Genomic DNA, 16864 nt, shown 5'->3' on the forward strand with positions numbered 1-16864 from the left:
ATGCACTTGAGGTACAAAAAGGGCTTGTCCATGAGGTTAAAATCGCTTCCGTACACTTTCAAAAGGTACGGTAACTACTACATTCAGATTCGCTTATCTAATGGGCGGTCATACAAAAAATCACTTTCTACTGACAGCTATCGCGAAGCATCTGCTTTGATGATTAGCATCATTCCGCACATTCCTTTTGTTAAATCATTAGCTATGCCGCTTCCAGTGTTCGAATCATTCTTATCAAATCTGATTGCCTCAGAACGCAAGGCTGGGAGAAATCCACTCATACCCCACCAGCAGATGATTGTTCCTGCTGTAATCGTAGAATCTCAACCGCCAGCCGAAGCGGAAAAAGTGCTAACCCTTTCGGATGCGTGGGCGATGTACAAAGATGAAAAAGGGCGCAACTGGACGAAATCGATCTCAATGGCAAATGAACGTTACATGGAAGTATTGTTAACTGTCTTGGGAAAGAAAACTGATGTAACGGCGATCACTAAACAGGACATTAAACAAGTGATGGAAGTTGTTGAAAGCCTCCCTAAACGCGTTGTTCAGCCTTACCGCTCAATGACCATTCAGCAACTGATACAATGTGATGACGTGCCACCGGATGATCTGGTTGGTGTTGAGGCCATCCATAAGCATCTCAAATTATACAAATCACTGTTCAAAACTTTCCTCACAGAAAACAAAGACATTTTATCTAAATCGCCAACTGATGGCGTTGTGGCTGCACCTTCTAAAGCAAGGTTTGGCGCATACAGCGCAACAGAAATGAAAAAGTTTGTGGGGTGGGCGCTTAAACAGCCTGATAACTGGCAAAAGTGGATCACATTGCTGTTGGCATACACCGGAGCCAGAAGAGGCGAGATTGCCAAACTGGAGAAGTCACAGATCAAATTCGATGAAGACAGCCAACGGCATTACTTCCTGATTGCAGAGGGAGGGCAGGGGAAAACAGAAAACGCCACGCGGCAAGTGGTAATCCATCCTAAGCTGATCGAATGGGGATTTATGGATTATGTTGATCGCCAATGGAAAGAGCGGATTTTCTCAGAAGTGGCTGGTACGAACATGACAAAAATAGGCAAAATGTTTGCTGATCTCCGTGATCAACTTGGTATTCCGTATCTGGATGATTACGGGCAACGGCGATTACTGCATTCGATCCGCCACAGCGTCTGTTCTTCTGCTATGGCTGGTTGGGTGAAAAACATTTTGCACCTACAGCAGACAGTAGGCCATGAGAAGAGCGGCGGAATCACGAAACGCTATCTGCATACATTCCCGCTTTCCTCTGTTTCTTATGTGATTGATGGTATTGATTGGGAGTCCTAAATACGCTCACCAACGGGCTTATTGGCTGCTATTCCCTTAATTTAAGTATGGTACTATGTAGGGAAAATCTTAAAAGAAGGGTGGTTTATGAGCTGGTCTTCGTTGGTTAGGATAACCATTGGTACATTTCTATTAGCTGGGTTGTCGTTCTCTACATACGCGAAGAACTGTAAGAAAAGTATACCATGCGGTAATTCGTGCATTGCGGTTGGAAAAACGTGCAGGATTGGATCAAGTACCTCTTCTGCGTATAAAAATTATTCTTACTCTTACCCATCATCTTCTCTTCATAGTTCAATCCCTAACTCCTCTTCACATTCCCCTTCAGCGAAGGTTGAGGGAAAAAACACAGCTTCAACTGCGAAAACCTATCTCTGTCAGTACGCTATTGCAGCAGTACAGAATGGTAGAATTGTAGTGGTTTACTGAATTTGGCCACCTGAACAGAGGTGATATGCTCACCTCAGAACATTACAGGTGCCCTAATGAAAAAAAGAAATTTCAGCGCAGAGTTTAAACGTGAATCCGCTCAACTGGTCCTTGATCAGAACTACACCGTTGCAGCTGCGGCCAGTGCTATGGATGTGGGTCTTTCTACCATGACGCGATGGGTAAAGCAGTTGCGGGATGAACGACAGGGCAAAATACCTAAAGCCTCCCCTATAACCCCGGAACAGATTGAAATACGTGAGCTGAAGAAAAAGCTACAACGCATTGAAATGGAAAACGACATATTAAAAAAGGCTACCGCGCTCTTGATGTCAGACTCCCTGAACAATTCTCGTTAATCGGGAAACTCAGAGCGCAGTATCCTGTGGTCACACTCTGCCACGTGTTCGGGGTTCATCGCAGTAGCTACAAATACTGGGAGAAAAGCGCCGAAAAGCCAGACGGCTGGCGAGCTGTGTTACGCAGCCAGGTTCGGGAGCTGCATAACATCAGCCATGGCTCTGCTGGCGCAAGAAGTATCGCCATTATGGCAACCCTGAGAGGCTTCAGAATGGGACGCTGGCTTGCTGGCAGGCTCATGAAAGAACTGGGGCTGGTGAGTTGTCAGCAGCCTACCCACCGGTATAAACGTGTTGGTCATGAACACATCGCTATCCCGAATCGCCTTGAGCGACAGTTCGCAGTGACAGAACCTAACCAGGTGTGGTGCGGCGATGTGACGTACATCTGGACAGGCAAGCGTTGGGCTTACCTTGCAGTTGTTCTCGATCTGTTCGCAAGGAAACCAGTGGGCTGGGCAATGTCATTCTCGCCGGATAGCAAGCTGACCATCAGAGCGCTGGAAATGGCGTGGGAAGCTCGCGGTAAACCAGCCGGAGTGATGTTCCACAGTGACCAGGGTAGCCACTATACAAGCAGGCAGTTCCGGCAGTTACTGTGGCGTTGCCAGATCAGGCAGAGTATGAGCCGACGTGGAAACTGTTGGGACAACAGCCCGATGGAACGCTTCTTCCGTAGTCTGAAAAACGAGTGGGTGCCAGTGACAGGTTATATAAACTTTAGCGATGCTGCTCATGCGATCACAGACTATATCGTCGGGTATTACAGCTCGCTAAGGCCGCATGACTATAACGGTGGGTTGCCCCCAAACGAATCGGAAAACCGATACTGGAAAAACTCTAAAGCCGTGGCCAGTTTTAGTTGACCACTACAAATAGGTGCTTTACGTGTGCTGGGTAGTGCAGAGGTAACGTTGTATGTCGATAGCTTCAAAGCTAACCGTTTAAACGGTACATACCTGCTCTCACCAAAGCTGAAAACTAACGGTAAGTTGATGATGGCAGATGATAAAAGCAAAGTGTATGCCTATGATTCGTCGCTGATGAACTTTGCAATTAGTGACCGCATCGCAAGAAGCACTGAGCAATGGGATAATTGTAAACTGGTTCACAATTAATAAACTCAATTCGTGGGGATGGAATGAAAAAATTACTAATGGCTTTCGTGATTCTAACTTTACCTCTGCTCTCATTCGCTAAGGGTATTGGTTATGGAAATACTAAATGGGACATGAATCCGTCAGAAGTTGTTGCGGCTCAGGGCAATGGCGCACATTTGATCTCACCAGAGAAGTATAAAGATAATTTTGGGAAAGTGCGGATTGATAATGTATCGATCGGTAGCGGTCTTTATACTGTCACATTCCTTTTTAATAGCGCAGATCGTCTTGTACAAACGAATGTAGCCAGTAATGAGAAAAAAAATGAAGGTATCGCTGCGAGTCAATTTGGCACATTGAGTCAATTGTTAACTCAGAAGTATGGGAAACCTGAGTTTTCAGATTCAGATAAAGCAACCTGGAAACTTCCTGAAACTACGGTTGAGTTAAGTAAGATGGTCATTTCTGGGATCATGGCCCAAACAGTTGTTCGTTACATTCCAAACAGTAGGGTGGCAAGCGATACTTCTAATCTTTAAGCCCTTACGCAACGAACGCACCTAACACCATAAAAACAAAGGGGGCATCACGCCCCCTCGTATCATTCCTGTAAAGCCCGTAGCCACATCATAAGCAAATGAAGCTGGCTTCCAGTCATTGCTGGTACTTTAACCGCTTGACCTCGTTCTACGTTGCACATCGCGAGCGCTAACGCCATAATGCTGCTGTTCTGCATTTCCTTCTCTCCGTTGGGAATGTTGAATACGGCGGGGGCTGGCTTCTTGGTGGTTGGCGGCCCCTGCCACTTGTTGATCAACTGCTTTTCTAAGATTGGTTGGTAACAGGTGACGCTGTATCGTCGTCCCTGCAAATTTCACCACTTGCGTATAAACGCGCACGGTGGCCCCATTCCAGATAAAGCTAATGATCGGCTCTTCCTCCTTTTTCACTCTTCTGAATCCTCTGTATTGAAGGTTTTCGCATACGGACATTTCCCCTTTGTTACGTAAGTGAACAGATAATTGCTGTTCTGATACGTGCATAGCGTTTTCCCGTTCTCCGTCTTTTCCTCCTGTGGGTTGGTCATCGTAATTTGTCCTGCATTCGCCAGGGCTGGCGAGAGCGCCAGCGTCAGCACCAGTAAGCGTTTCATGTTGATCACTCCCAAATGTTTGCAAGGGCAGCGCCCACGCTCTTAACGTCAATCTTCAAATAGTTCATGGTCACTTTAGGATCTGAATGGTTCAGCGCTTTCATGGCTAAAGCCAAATTCCCGTTAGACTTCTCCCACACCTGTGTGGCAGAAAACTTGCGAAAAGAATGGCAGCCTACCGTTCCTTTAATCCCGACATTCTCCGCAGCCTGTTTGATCTCACGGTTCACTTGTTCACGGCTTACAGGGGATTTTCCTGATGCACGATTGCTGTGTGACGTGAAAACATATTCGTCTTTCGGGAATGCCTGGCGGCGACGTCCTACAATCTCCCACACCTTCGCAGGGACTATGATTTCCTTCTTCTTGCCCGTCTTACTCTCCAGCACTTCCAGCGTATTTCCCTCCTTGAACTGGCTGAACTTCAAATTCACCGTGTCACCTACCCGTAAACATAAAGAGGCCATAGTGATCGCTACATCTGCGAATAGCTGTTTGTTATGACTCTCAAGCCAGCTAATCAGCTTAAACGCCTCTGCCTGGGTGATTATCTTCGTGGTCGCCATCTGCTTATCTCCATCAATCTTGAAACTGTGAAATAAGATTATGATCATTTTCAGTAAGTTACAACCATTCAATCTCACATTTTTATTGAAGGTGGTGGAAGGTTGCGCCATTTCCAGCACTACTGAATGCAAAGAAGTACGGCCTCCTGTTTAAAATTCGCACAAATATAGAATATCCTTAACAAAATCAAACGGTTGGCAAGTCTAAATAGATGTTTGAACGTTGCCAAATCCTGGCGAGGCTATGCACGGTTTATGCAGATTCATTGCATACCTTAGATAGAAAGGAGGAAAGTAACTGGTCGTGTGTTAAATAAATCAATAGGTTAGGTGTTCTATCTCACATTACTACACAACCTTGAGGTAGAGGCATTGCACATCGGATGAGAAATTTTCTCATTTGAGGATGGGCGATCTGACTTGTTGAGAATTATTCTCAAATGACTGGGTTTTGAGCATGAAAAAAGAAACATCGTTTCAATTCATAAGACTCGTTCAGTACATTGCACCTACCATGAAAGTGTACATTGTGGACAATGATCGCTGTGAGCCGCACGGCGCAAGGCTTTCGTATAAGTGATGAAAGATACTTTGAAAGTGAGAAAGGCGCTCAGAGAGCGTTACTGGTGGATTATTTGGAATAGATTAAGCATCGCTTTACCTGGGGTTTAGCGGGTATTTAGAATGTATTTAGCGTGGGATTTTTCCGGCGCTATGGAGGCGAGTATTCGCTATTAACACGTAATCAGGATTGATGGAGGGTTAATTCTCCATAAAGTGGACTGTACAATTTGGTATGCGCTGATCACGCGCATGGAGGATAGCTATACAGGAAAGTGACTTCTACAGAAAAGTATTGTTGAGAAGAAATTTTCCTGTAGAGATAATTTGTCATGCTCGCTTCGCTCACTGACACAAACCATCTACTAACTACCCTTAATTAAATTAAGGTTATTAATTATCTCTCTTATGTTCTCGTACTCCTCGAACATACATCATTGTGCAAGATGGTTATGTGCAGATACTTTTTCATGCAACATTCACCCGCTGATCGCTGGTTCATTGTGAGCCTACATTTTAGAAGGTAAGAGGGTATCATTTTAATGATAAGCCCTTTACATAATTTTGATACCTTCTACATGTGTATGTGCAATGTAGCGTAGCTACAAAATCGGCTCACTTGCATGAAGAGCCGGAAATGATACTATAGATGACTAATTATGCACATTTCGATAACTTTATTCACTTTCTTGCATAAATAGCTTGACAAACGTTAGTGAAATAGTGTATTCTGGTAAGTATGAAGGGGAGAAAACCTTCTGAAACTTTCGGCCCTGGGCGGGGTAATCTGCCTGGGGCTTTTTGCATCCAAAATCCGAAGGAGGTAGTTATTGAAGTATTTCAGCAGTGACCAGGTTTTTAATGATCTGGTGAGTGGCAAGGTGAAACGCCACGTTATTTACGCATCCATGCAAGCAGCAAAATCGAGGGAGTATACAGACCGAATGAAAATGTTCGCTGACGCTCTCGCCCGTTATGACCAACACCGAAAGGAAATTAACCAATGATGAACATTCGTTTTAGTCCAGAAGTTTACGAGGCACTCCGCGAAGCCGCCACAATTAAAGGCGTAAGTATTCCGGCCCTGGTTAACTCCATTGTCAAAAATAACATCCTACAACAAGAGGAACCCAATGAAAGAAAAGAAGCAAGTAGTAAAATTCGTTGATGCAATTTGCGGATCTGGAAAATCCACCACATTACAGTACTACATCAAATCAAGTTTATTAACAAATTCCGAAGCAATTCCCCCTCGTTATCTTCTCGTGATGCCAACACATGATTTATGTAATCAAGTGAAGGAAGAACTTGAAAGCCGAAGGGTGAAGAGTTATCACGTAGACACTGAAACAGAAGCGGTAAGACACCTAATTTCCACCCTGGAATACGATTTTCAACATTCGGTTATTATCTGCACACATCAATGTTTCATTCATTACTGCTATCGTGCAGCGCTTGAAACGGAACTTCAAAACCTTCTCCGTAATTTCAGTATCTTTGTTGATGAAATCCCTGATGCAATGTTTGGCGCTTACATCAAAGTGCAGCATACCAAACGGACGGAACAAAATTTTCCATTCCTGGATTGGCTGGAAGAGCGGGACGGATTGTTATTCCTTCGAGAGGATAAGCGTGAACATTTCTACGCATACTGGCACGAAACAGAGGCGAATGGTGCTGAGTTAAAGCGTCTACTCTGGGCGATTATGCAGGGTGCAGGACTTCTCTACGAAGAAAATAAACATCTGTTTGCTTTCACTGCTTCACCAATTATCAGATCTGTAGAATGGGCTGAACAATTTACACTCTTAGGTGCTGGCTCTTCTCGAAGTTTGTTTACCTGGGCTGCTGAACATCTGGCGCAATACGAAGTAGAGGAAGCTGGTGAACATTTACAGCCGCCACTTGAAAGACGTAAGCACAAGCGTGTGCCGATTTCTCTGGTCGCCGTATGTGAAAACAGATGTACCCTGACAGCTTTACAGAAAGTATTTCATGAACATCTACAGGAAATTATCCAGCGTGTGCCAGGTGAATTTATCTTTGCCACTAACAGAGATAAATCCATCTGCGAATTTAAGACGATTGGAGACGAGATTCTAACCTGTGCTGAACGGGGCAAGCGTGTTTCAATGGCTTCCTACGGACTAAACCATTACCAGCACATGCACAATGCTGTGTTTCTGGGATGCAGTAATCTTGATCGTGATTTCCAGGGTAAATGGCGGCAGTATTCAGAGCTTAACGGATGGGATGTTGAAGAATTTGAACAGAAGCAACGCGCCGCGATGAACTATGAACGGTGCTACCAGTTTATTAGCCGTACATCTGTACGTAATGCTGATACTGATCATCCTCTGGTGTTTGTAGTGCCGGATCTGGCTACTGCTGAATACATCAAAGAGCATTATTTCCCAGGTGCAAAGATTGAATGCTTCAACTTTGGGAAAGTAAGAAAAAAGGTTAAAGGCGACAATACACGCACAGAAGTGCAGGAACATAAATCCAAAGGATTGACCCAAAAACAAACGGCGGCACTCATGAAGAAAGGGATCGCCACCATCAAACGAAACTGGAACTAAGGAGAAGTAATTGAAGACACACATTTATTTACTTAAGGATGGTGAACATCCACACGTCTGTTTTGTAATGCTCGAAAGCAACGTATACGGATTTTTTACTGAAAGGTCTATTGATTCATTCTCGCAACTTGATCAATACATTTGCATTGGTCGTATGATTCCATTTATGAAACCGCTTAGACGTAGTGATTACAATCTTACTTTGAAAGATAGCAGAATCTTTGAAGGATTGCGGCGTGATGAGTTATACGAAGCTGCTTTACAAACATTAGAAATTAATGACGAACCAAATTAAGAGGAACAATGAACAAACTATACTTATTGAACGAAGCTACACATCATCAAATAGAATGTAACACCATCTGCCAGCGTCTTTATTATCACCTTGCATCTCTCAAACGTGAAAGCGGAGCAATAAAAGCCACCGTGAAACACATTGCTGATGGTGCCGGTATTAGTGAAAGCGGGGCGCGGTATTGGATGTTATTAATGCACGATGCAGCCGTTATTACTATGGAGCGTCACGGCAAGTATTACGACATTACCGTTAATGATGCGGTGGGTTTTATCACTACACTCCACTGATAAGCAATACTAAAAACAATCGGGAAACTTTTATGATCATCGCTATCTATTGGCTATTTGCATTTTACGCAGTATGGAGCATAACGAGGAAATACGGAAGTTTCCCTCTACGAGGAATGAATGGGACGAAAAGAACGTAGTAACATTATCAGAATCGAAAAAGCAGTAAGAGCAACAAAACGTAAATACAGCCATAAGCTAAAAGATTATTCAAGAGAATCTATACCAGGCTCACTAAAAACAACTATTTTAGAACACCCTCCCTCTGTACCTTGCGGTGATGAATACAACGCCTTGCAAGAAATAATTAGCACTACGCCTAGCGTATTCTGGAAACCTCGAAAAAGAAAAGAATACATAATTGACAGTAGCCAGCTTAAACCCTGGCAAATTATCGGATTTGAACATTACTCCGATTATGTCGGGTATTCACAAACTAACGGCCTGAGTGGTCACACTGCCGATTTGGATTTTTTATTTAATGACGACAAGGAAAATTATAATGACTAACGACACAATTCAATCTCTACTTCTTAGTTTCGAAGATAATTACCATCTCCCGCTACTACAGGAAGTGAATAAAACATACATTACAGCAACGCCTGAGAGCCTCCTTAACGCTGTCAGACATACAGAGCAAGCCATCACAGCCCTTGAGCACTTGCAAACCTCTGTAGCTCGTTTGGTGGAGCGTGACGGTAGCACCATTACCGCTGATTAGGCGTGGCGAGCAGCAAATGACCTTGAAGAACTTGCTTGCTCCCTGCAATACATCACCGCCGAACTTGCGGAGCTGGCAATGTCTATTGCCGAGAAATTTGCTGTAAGTGAATTTGAATAAAAATGTAGTTAAAGTGAATAAAATGGCGATCTGGGTATTGACAAATTAACAGAAATGTTATAGAATAAGAAGTAGGGATAGTATTCGAATCACTTCCCCTCCTGAATGCCGTTTCCCATAGCGGCACTCTCTTTTGAATGCTTTTTTTGAAAGTGTTGGTTCTTTCTTCTTCTTTTTTGTTTAGTTCCGAAGGAATGCGCGGGATGTAATGTCTCGTTGTGTTGGCATTACATGCAATCACCCGCGCATCTCCGACCTTTTCAAAAAGAGCATTCGCTCTTTATCCCTCATTCACTCCGTTAGGGTGAATGTAGTCAGACTTAACTACCTTGAATTGTGAGAGGTTCAGGAATTACGTTAAGCTGGCAAATCTTCTATTAATTACACTCCCGAAAGTGTCAGCTAATAGATAATGAAAGCCTCATTTATTCCAGGGTGTCACCTATTGTTATAGGTGTGCGCTTTTAAATGAGGAGCAATGACGGGCGATCCTACTTTGTGTTACATCTGTATTCACATTGCGCCCTTCATTTATTCAAGAAGACATTCTTTAACTTCATGGCCTCCTCTATGACGTTAAACAATGCTTTCTTTAGCAAGGGGCATTCTCTCTTGGCGACTTCGGTTGCCTTGTTTTTTAAATGATGAAAACAAAAAAGTTACAATAAGGAAACTTCTTCATGTTTCTGATGAATTATGACCGTGTGATCACTCACAAAGGCGCTTCCCTTATTCTCTCTGAAAAGATGATTAAGCAAGCGGCTGATTTTCTCAATGTGGACGTTGAGACTATTCGAGAGGCTACAGAGAAATTCTGGCCTACAGCCACGATCACAAAATCAAATACCCCTCACCCACCATCAGGGCTTGAGGCACGATTAAAACTAATAGCAAAAGGAAAATAACCAATGCAATTTGGAACATTTCAAACTCTGAACGGGAATAACAGCCACGCCCGTTATAAAATTATCGCCCATGCTTCTGATGCAATTATGCAGGATAAGCTAATCCGTGTGGAATCCGGTATTCCTGCCGATCTCATTGTTGGCGACCTCGTGAACGATACAGGCGCGAAAGCTGCCACCCCTGGTGACATTGCGTATGTTGTCGTAGAACCTGCAACCGCTGGCGATAAAGCGTTTATTGTAGCTTCTCCAGAGCATACTATTTTAGCCTTGGTTGGCGTTGAATTTGGAAGCCTGGATAAATCTCTGGCTCAAGCGCAATTAGTAACTCTTGGCTTTACTTTCACTGACTACTCTACCGTAGCCCTACGCACAACCTAATCAAGGATAATAATAAGAATGGCTTATTCAGATTTATTTTCTGGCAACATGTATGACTTTGCCAGCCCGTTTACATTCTCTACTCAACTAAACCAGATTGTAACTAATCTTGGGTTATTTAAAATTGAGAATCACGACGTTAACTCTATTGCACTTGAGAAAATCACTGATGTGAAAAATCTTGTTGCACCTGAAAAGATGCCTTATGCACAAAGCGATTGGAATAGTGCAGAACGTCCAGAATTTACCAATTCTCTTTACCAGCTTAAATACACAAATTCTCTGAATAGTGTTTCAAGCCGTGATCTGGAGCAGTTTAAAGCAAGAGGCGTGGTAGACACTGCGGATCAAATTACCCTCGCTATTTCTGATTTCAGCGACGCACAGTATGCACAGGTGAGTAACACGGTAGAGGTTGACCTTGTAGAGGCGCTGTTAGGGCTTCGTGTGGAGTCACAATACGCCGGACAGGGCAATTTAGATTTCCTTGCTGGCGAAGCTAAAACCACATACACGATGGACATTAGCGCAGACGCTAACGTATTCCAGCAACTAAGTGAGATCGGACGCATTCAGAATGTGAAACTTGGATCAGGGCTGGCACAGGCTAAACAAGGGGCGGTGATCCTGGCATCCGGCAAAGCAGCCGTAGCGCTACACTATCACCCGTCCGTGAAAGACTTCATGGTGTATACACTGCCTCTGGAGTCCGGTGATAACTTCTACACCCGCACTAAAGGCGCTAACCCTGCTTTCGAAACCTGGACGCTGAACGGCGTAACCGTGATCGATGTGACAGGTTATAGCCTTATCACGGATCGTATTGGTGTTGATTCGTTCGTGAGTATCCCATTAATGGCTCCTGAATCTAACGCTTACGTTCTTCACTCTGGTGTTGGTGTTCGCCATGCGACACAAGGCAAAGGCGCGGATCTGTATCACCAGTATGTGATTGTAGATCAGCGTTGGGGCTTCCCAGAAGTGGCTACAGAGTGCAGCTATCTCCCAATCGTGGCGATCCCACAAGCGATCATTTTCGGTACTGTCTCGGAATAACGAGCGATAGACGGTAGTTCTTCCCGTCTGGAAATAAAGAAGAGCTTTTAAACAGGGCGTGTGAACGTTGGGAACTATGAGAGCACAAATCTCCCCAGTGTTCCCGCCCTTTTTTATTTCCAGAATAAGAGGAAAGATAAAATTGGAAATTATCCTTAAGAGTCGAGGCTTACATTTACAACTTAATGATACAAGCGCAGAGCAAATACTCAATTTAGCAGCCGTATCGAGAGCGCTTGATGTGAGTCATTCACATTTAAGACAACTTATTTTCAGAGGAATGAGTGTGTCGGATGCACTTAATTATCTTGTTAACGAAAAGAAAGGTGGTGAATAATGTCTGATGGTGGACTATCGATCAACGTTGCTTCTATTAAGACAACCGTTTCTTTTGTGGTCGATAAACAAAGTATTGCGCAAGCCCGTAAAGCTGGCGATGACCTGAAAAAATACTTTGAGAAAATTGCAGATCCTAAAATTCGTTTTCAGGCTCAAAAGAAAAACAGACAGAAAGCCCGTAAACAAGCCGATGATGCGAAGTTTAATAGCTCTCCTAAGAATACGGCTGAAATGAAAGTGCAGCGTACAGCAGAGAAGCAGAAAGCGAGAGATGAAAAAGCACGCTTAAAGGATCAGGCGCAGCTACAGAAACGACAGGAAACAGCCGAGCTAAAATTTCGACATTCAGGGCTACAAGTTTCAGGAATTAAAGGTAAATACGGACTTGATCCTAAGTCTCAGTATGAAGCGTTACGTTTCATACGTCAGCAAACAGAGGAATTTGCCAAAGGCAATCTGACCAGCGCCCGTATGAACGCCTCTATTCGTGAGCGTGTAACCCTGTTACGCAGAGAAGCCGCACAGCAAGCGAAAGTGACACAGGCACAGCGTACCCAGTATGCAGCAGTAGCCACTAAGCTAAAGGCTCAGAAGGGCGGGAGTGCTCCTATCGTCGGTGGTGGGGTATTAGGAAGCCTTGCGTTAACGGCTGGCTCCCTCGGAGTGGGGCAGCGAATTGTTGACAAAGGGAATGAGAATCTTGATCTGGTGAGACAATCGGCTCTTGTTAAGACTAATCCTAATGCAATCAAGACGATGGTAGCATGGGGGCAGCAACACGGCGTAGACTCCGCTAACACGTCTAAGGCCGTCGATAACATGAAAGATGTACGTGAGCGCCTTGCTATGACTGTTACAAATGGACAGTTCAAAGATGGAAAATGGGCAGGTGGCGACGGCGGGATCACAACCATCATGAATAAGTTTGGCTGGTCGAAGGAGCAGATCGCTATGTATCAGGATAATCCGTTAGATTTCTTACAAGCTACTGTGAATGAAGGGCAGCGTAGAGGCTTTAGCCAGGCCCAGATTGGTAATTTGATCGAATCATTAGGTGATGACCTGATGCACTACACCGATCTATTCCTGAATAACGGTGCAGAGTATAACAAGATGCTGGAAAAACTTGTCGATTCCGGTCAGACGTTGAACGACGAACAAATCAAACAAACCTACGCTTACGGCGATCTGTCTGTGGCAATGGGTAATCTGATGAATGGCGTTGATAACAGTCTGTTCACTGGCTTTATGAAAGGCTTCGGGGATAGCGACGACCTCGTTAAAAACACCAAAGTGATCACAGAATCGGCTGGAATGCTTGGAGAGGGATTAGGAGATCTGGCTAAACAGGTGACGCGCTTTGTTGGTGAGATTTCCGGCGTAGTGTCTGATCTGAATGAAGGGCTTCGCTCCCGTTTCCCTCAGTGGTTCACTAATAGCGATAAGCCAGCGGCCCAGGCCCTCTACGATGGTGCTGTGGGTGGTTCTGCGAATGCTACAGCGGATTGGATTCAGGATAAGACGGGCTTCAATACTCGTTCAGTGGGGCCAGCTATCATGGATTGGTTAGGCGTTGGTGGTGGTAATGCTGGAACAGCGGCAAATCAATACAGCCTAAATGGTGATTCTCTTCGTGGTTCTGCAATGTCACTAACCAGCGGTAACGCGCCAGCGTACAACCTTGCACCAGTGTTTAATCTGACAGTAGCGCCACAAGTACCGCTAACAATTCAGAGTGACGCTTCGCGCCTTGCTGATTATGTCGATTTCCAGGCGAGAGCCTCACAAGCCAGCTTCATGCAATCGCTCACGTTGTCAGCGTTAAGCGGTCAATCATCAACAGGTGGGTGATACATCAAAGGGGCGTAAGCCCCTTTGATGGTTTCAACACTACAGCAATGAATCCACATTTTTAAAAGGGACAGATTTAATAAGATACCCCTGTAATCCCCAAATCCCCACCTCACGCAGTATTCCCAAATGTTCTCGATTCTCAATCCCTTCGATAATAACTTTGCCGCAGTGTTTTTGAATGGAAGCAATCAGCGGGTAGAAGGTTGGTTTCTGCACCTGCTGATTAAAGAAGCAGCGATCTACTTTTACAACCTCAAAGTATCCTTCCATCAAACTAACTACATTCGCGTTTCCTGCGCCAAGGTCATCGAGCCATAGCCCATTTACACCCTGGCTCAGTGCCTTTAACAAGGGGCTTTTCAATCCTTTATCTAAACCAGGGAAATGCTCAGAAAGCTCAAGTTTGACGAAAGGCATAGATTCAAACGTTTTTATCAATGTGTGATCGTGCCGAACGAGAAAAGCCATTTGTTGATCAATGTTTAGTGTGCAAAACAGATTATTCCTTTCGAACCACTTTTGTTTGCTGGCAATGAAACCGCATTGCTCGTAAAGAAAGAGCCGCTTCCTATCCAAATCCCAGGATGAAATCACATACCCCGGATGCTGTGAGCGCCCTTCACTGGAAATGAAACGAGTGAGAAGCTCAACCCCCATTAATCTCTCGTCAATGCTCATTATTGGTTCTGCGATAAATTTAGTCTGCATGAGGCTTCACCGTGAGTGTAACAGGCTGATAATGCTCCATTTATAAGAATTGATCAATATTAGCGATCAATAAACAATACACGATCGATAAAAACGATTAATGTATCTATATGATTTGTATGTCTAAAAACAAAAACAGACTATTCCTAACGGCTGTGACGGAGTGCTTTTCTGATGGTTTATGTCTTGTTGAGTGGGAAGGGATAAGAAGTGGCTTATGCCATTTTTTGCTGTCTGGGGTGGGGGTCAAAATGGGGGTCAAATTAGGGGTTATGCTTATTTTCAAGGTGTAGATGCGATGACCGGAAGGGCGGGCTTGCAACAGCAAGCAACTTCCCCTAAGCTGGCAAAAAGTATAGAGATTCAATCTACATGACTCGGGGTGCCCTTCCTGGTGAAGGCTGAGAAATACCCGTACCACCTGATCTGGATAATGCCAGCGTAGGGAAGTCTGACACTGCCCGTGTCCCTTCTTCGCGCGGGCAGGAGCTGAACCATGCAGCCTGACCTGCACAGCCGCGCGCTCGCGGCTCATACTTTGCACCAATTTAGAACCCTATCCCCGCTCACACACTGTATGACCAATGAGGTCGTGCAAAGCTTTACTGCCAATACATTACTGGCGCTGGGCGCATCGCCGGCGATGGTGATCGAACCTGAAGAAGCCAGCCAATTCGCCGCTATTGCCAGTGCATTGCTGGTTAATGTCGGCACCTTAACTCAGGAGCGGGCCACAGCGATGCGCGCCGCCGTTGAGCGGGCTTATCATGCTAAAACCCCGTGGACGCTCGATCCCGTTGCCGTAGGCGCGCTTGAGTTTCGCCGCCGCTTTTGTCTGGATTTACTGTCGCTACAGCCTGTTGCTATTCGTGGCAACGCTTCGGAAATACTTGCTCTGGCCGGCATGAACGGTGGGGGACGTGGCGTGGATACAACCGATACAGCTGTCGCTGCGCTTCCGGCAGCGCAGGCGCTGGCTCGTCAGATTGGGACCATTGTCGTGGTTACCGGCGAAGTGGATTACGTCACCGATGATCAGCGTACCGTTTGCGTGGACGGCGGCGACTCGTTAATGACTCGCGTGGTGGGCACCGGATGCGCGCTATCAGCGGTTGTTGCAGCCAGTTGTGCCTTGCGTGGTGACCGACTTGATAACGTCGCCTCCGCCTGTAGCTGGATGAAACAGGCCGGGCAAATCGCCACCGAGCAATCAAACGGACCGGGCAGCTTTGTCCCGGCATTTCTCGACGCCCTTTATAACCTGAACGCCCAGGAGTAAGCATGAAACGGATTAACGCATTAACGATCGCCGGAACCGATCCAAGCGGTGGCGCGGGTATTCAGGCCGATTTAAAAACCTTCTCGGCGCTGGGCGCATACGGCTGTTCCGTTATTACGGCGTTGGTGGCGCAAAATACGCGCGGGGTGCAGTCGGTGTATCGTATTGAACCTGACTTTGTCGCTGCGCAGCTGGACTCTGTGTTGAGTGATGTGCGTATCGACACCACAAAAATTGGTATGTTGGCGGAGACGGATATTGTTGAAGCGGTCGCCGAACGTTTGCGTCGTCATCGGGTACAAAATGTGGTGCTGGACACGGTGATGTTGGCGAAAAGCGGCGATCCGTTGCTGTCACCCTCGGCGGTAGAAACGCTGCGTACCCGTTTGCTGCCACAGGTTTCGATTATCACCCCTAATTTACCCGAAGCAGCTGCACTGCTCGGGGCATCGCATGCGCAGACTGAGCAGGAGATGTTAGAGCAGGGAAGAGCGCTACGGGCGCTGGGTTGCGAGGCGGTGTTGATGAAGGGCGGTCATCTGGATGACGCGCAAAGCCCCGACTGGCTCTTTACTCGCGAAGGCGAGCAGCGTTTTACCGCGCCGAGGGTGATGACCAAAAATACCCATGGCACCGGTTGTACGCTATCGGCGGCGTTGGCAGCCCTGCGTCCGCGCCATAACAACTGGGCCGATACCGTACAGGAAGCCAAACTGTGGCTTTCAGCGGCGCTGGCACAGGCAGACACGCTGGAAGTTGGCGAGGGAATTGGTCCGGTGCATCATTTTCACGCGTGGTGGTAATGGGTATACTGGCTGCAGAAACGGCGGC

18 protein-coding genes and 1 riboswitch are annotated in these 16864 nt (G+C 45.7%); of the genes, 14 read left to right on the forward strand and 4 right to left on the reverse strand.

Annotated features, from left to right (window positions below; genetic code table 11):
- The first annotated feature begins 30 nt into the window (after positions 1-30).
- The 3 genes from GFB57_RS12760 to GFB57_RS12770 all read left to right on the forward strand — a co-directional run bounded on the left by GFB57_RS12760 (position 31) and on the right by GFB57_RS12770 (position 3762).
- On the forward strand, positions 31-1335 hold the full coding sequence (locus tag GFB57_RS12760) for a tyrosine-type recombinase/integrase (RefSeq protein ID WP_174329117.1): 1305 nt from the start codon (positions 31-33) through the stop codon (positions 1333-1335).
- A gap of 485 nt (positions 1336-1820) precedes the next feature.
- A protein-coding gene (locus GFB57_RS12765; protein WP_100216202.1) for an IS3 family transposase occupies positions 1821-2989 on the forward strand; the annotation gives its coding sequence in 2 pieces (ribosomal slippage) (positions 1821-2070 and positions 2070-2989; 1170 coding nt in all).
- Between the two features lie 275 nt (positions 2990-3264).
- Positions 3265-3762 carry a hypothetical protein gene (locus tag GFB57_RS12770; RefSeq protein WP_044700793.1) on the forward strand — a complete coding sequence of 166 codons (498 nt, stop codon included), beginning with the start codon at positions 3265-3267 and terminating at the stop codon, positions 3760-3762.
- Between the two features lie 129 nt (positions 3763-3891).
- Here GFB57_RS12770 and GFB57_RS12775 read toward each other — a convergent pair whose 3' ends face one another.
- The 3 genes from GFB57_RS12775 to GFB57_RS12785 are packed head-to-tail and all read right to left on the reverse strand — an operon-like array spanning position 3892 to position 5074.
- The gene (locus GFB57_RS12775) at positions 3892-4173 is read right to left on the reverse strand and encodes a hypothetical protein (protein ID WP_174329118.1); all 282 of its coding nucleotides are present in this window, start codon (positions 4171-4173) and stop codon (positions 3892-3894) included.
- A complete protein-coding gene (locus GFB57_RS12780) occupies positions 4170-4376 on the reverse strand; it encodes a hypothetical protein (RefSeq protein WP_071667254.1) in 207 nt (68 codons plus the stop codon). Before GFB57_RS12780 ends, GFB57_RS12775 begins: the two co-directional genes overlap by 4 nt.
- A gap of 5 nt (positions 4377-4381) precedes the next feature.
- On the reverse strand, positions 4382-5074 hold the full coding sequence (locus GFB57_RS12785) for a tyrosine-type recombinase/integrase (RefSeq protein ID WP_233594598.1): 693 nt from the start codon (positions 5072-5074) through the stop codon (positions 4382-4384).
- A 1432-nt stretch (positions 5075-6506) separates the two neighbouring features.
- On the opposite strand from GFB57_RS12785, the gene GFB57_RS12790 reads away from it, so the two are divergent.
- From GFB57_RS12790 to GFB57_RS12830, 9 genes are all read left to right on the forward strand, one after another.
- The gene (locus GFB57_RS12790; RefSeq protein WP_155167263.1) at positions 6507-6671 is read left to right on the forward strand and encodes a hypothetical protein; all 165 of its coding nucleotides are present in this window, start codon (positions 6507-6509) and stop codon (positions 6669-6671) included.
- On the forward strand, positions 6637-8085 hold the full coding sequence (locus GFB57_RS12795; protein WP_174329119.1) for a DEAD/DEAH box helicase: 1449 nt from the start codon (positions 6637-6639) through the stop codon (positions 8083-8085). The genes GFB57_RS12790 and GFB57_RS12795 overlap by 35 nt, the downstream gene beginning before the upstream one ends.
- 10 nt (positions 8086-8095) lie before the next feature.
- The gene (locus tag GFB57_RS12800; RefSeq protein WP_071667361.1) at positions 8096-8380 is read left to right on the forward strand and encodes a hypothetical protein; all 285 of its coding nucleotides are present in this window, start codon (positions 8096-8098) and stop codon (positions 8378-8380) included.
- Between the two features lie 8 nt (positions 8381-8388).
- Positions 8389-8670, forward strand: coding sequence for a hypothetical protein (locus GFB57_RS12805; protein ID WP_071667360.1), 282 nt, complete (start codon positions 8389-8391; stop codon positions 8668-8670).
- Between the two features lie 120 nt (positions 8671-8790).
- Positions 8791-9180 (forward strand): hypothetical protein, encoded by a 390-nt coding sequence (locus GFB57_RS12810; protein ID WP_290366803.1) that lies wholly within the window; start codon positions 8791-8793, stop codon positions 9178-9180.
- Between the two features lie 1011 nt (positions 9181-10191).
- The gene (locus tag GFB57_RS12815; RefSeq protein ID WP_071667358.1) at positions 10192-10416 is read left to right on the forward strand and encodes a hypothetical protein; all 225 of its coding nucleotides are present in this window, start codon (positions 10192-10194) and stop codon (positions 10414-10416) included.
- A gap of 3 nt (positions 10417-10419) precedes the next feature.
- Complete coding sequence (locus tag GFB57_RS12820) at positions 10420-10797, forward strand: hypothetical protein (protein ID WP_071667357.1); 378 nt, start codon at positions 10420-10422, stop codon at positions 10795-10797.
- Between the two features lie 18 nt (positions 10798-10815).
- On the forward strand, positions 10816-11853 hold the full coding sequence (locus GFB57_RS12825; RefSeq protein ID WP_071667356.1) for a major capsid protein E: 1038 nt from the start codon (positions 10816-10818) through the stop codon (positions 11851-11853).
- Between the two features lie 336 nt (positions 11854-12189).
- Entirely contained in the window at positions 12190-14043 is a 1854-nt protein-coding gene (locus GFB57_RS12830; protein WP_290366804.1) for a hypothetical protein, read from the forward strand.
- A 39-nt stretch (positions 14044-14082) separates the two neighbouring features.
- Here the strand turns inward: GFB57_RS12830 and GFB57_RS12835 are convergent, their stop codons facing one another.
- Positions 14083-14754, reverse strand: a complete 672-nt coding sequence (locus GFB57_RS12835) for an EAL domain-containing protein (RefSeq protein WP_048240704.1) — start codon at positions 14752-14754, stop codon at positions 14083-14085.
- A gap of 368 nt (positions 14755-15122) precedes the next feature.
- Positions 15123-15219: riboswitch (TPP riboswitch) on the forward strand.
- Positions 15220-15250: 31 nt separating this feature from the next.
- Here GFB57_RS12835 and thiM point away from each other — a divergent pair.
- Both thiM and thiD read left to right on the forward strand, forming a co-directional pair.
- Positions 15251-16033, forward strand: coding sequence for a hydroxyethylthiazole kinase (gene thiM, locus GFB57_RS12840; RefSeq protein WP_003027330.1), 783 nt, complete (start codon positions 15251-15253; stop codon positions 16031-16033).
- A gap of 2 nt (positions 16034-16035) precedes the next feature.
- Positions 16036-16836 (forward strand): bifunctional hydroxymethylpyrimidine kinase/phosphomethylpyrimidine kinase, encoded by an 801-nt coding sequence (gene thiD, locus GFB57_RS12845; RefSeq protein ID WP_003027328.1) that lies wholly within the window; start codon positions 16036-16038, stop codon positions 16834-16836.
- Positions 16837-16864 lie beyond the last annotated feature (28 nt).

The organism is Citrobacter sp. S39 (genome assembly GCF_009495675.1).
GTDB lineage: Bacteria > Pseudomonadota > Gammaproteobacteria > Enterobacterales > Enterobacteriaceae > Citrobacter > Citrobacter freundii.

Bases quoted from the DNA above. Each gene is read 5' to 3' on its own strand.
- GFB57_RS12760 (WP_174329117.1), top strand. From the start codon at position 31: ATGAGGTTAAAATCGCTTCCGTACACTTTCAAAAGGTACGGTAACTAC.
- GFB57_RS12770 (WP_044700793.1), top strand. From the start codon at position 3,265: ATGAAAAAATTACTAATGGCTTTCGTGATTCTAACTTTACCTCTGCTC.
- GFB57_RS12780 (WP_071667254.1), bottom strand. From the start codon at position 4,376: ATGAAACGCTTACTGGTGCTGACGCTGGCGCTCTCGCCAGCCCTGGCG.
- GFB57_RS12790 (WP_155167263.1), top strand. From the start codon at position 6,507: ATGATGAACATTCGTTTTAGTCCAGAAGTTTACGAGGCACTCCGCGAA.
- GFB57_RS12795 (WP_174329119.1), top strand. From the start codon at position 6,637: ATGAAAGAAAAGAAGCAAGTAGTAAAATTCGTTGATGCAATTTGCGGA.
- GFB57_RS12805 (WP_071667360.1), top strand. From the start codon at position 8,389: ATGAACAAACTATACTTATTGAACGAAGCTACACATCATCAAATAGAA.
- GFB57_RS12810 (WP_290366803.1), top strand. From the start codon at position 8,791: ATGGGACGAAAAGAACGTAGTAACATTATCAGAATCGAAAAAGCAGTA.
- GFB57_RS12815 (WP_071667358.1), top strand. From the start codon at position 10,192: ATGTTTCTGATGAATTATGACCGTGTGATCACTCACAAAGGCGCTTCC.
- GFB57_RS12820 (WP_071667357.1), top strand. From the start codon at position 10,420: ATGCAATTTGGAACATTTCAAACTCTGAACGGGAATAACAGCCACGCC.
- GFB57_RS12825 (WP_071667356.1), top strand. From the start codon at position 10,816: ATGGCTTATTCAGATTTATTTTCTGGCAACATGTATGACTTTGCCAGC.
- GFB57_RS12830 (WP_290366804.1), top strand. From the start codon at position 12,190: ATGTCTGATGGTGGACTATCGATCAACGTTGCTTCTATTAAGACAACC.
- GFB57_RS12835 (WP_048240704.1), bottom strand. From the start codon at position 14,754: ATGCAGACTAAATTTATCGCAGAACCAATAATGAGCATTGACGAGAGA.
- thiM (WP_003027330.1), top strand. From the start codon at position 15,251: ATGCAGCCTGACCTGCACAGCCGCGCGCTCGCGGCTCATACTTTGCAC.
- thiD (WP_003027328.1), top strand. From the start codon at position 16,036: ATGAAACGGATTAACGCATTAACGATCGCCGGAACCGATCCAAGCGGT.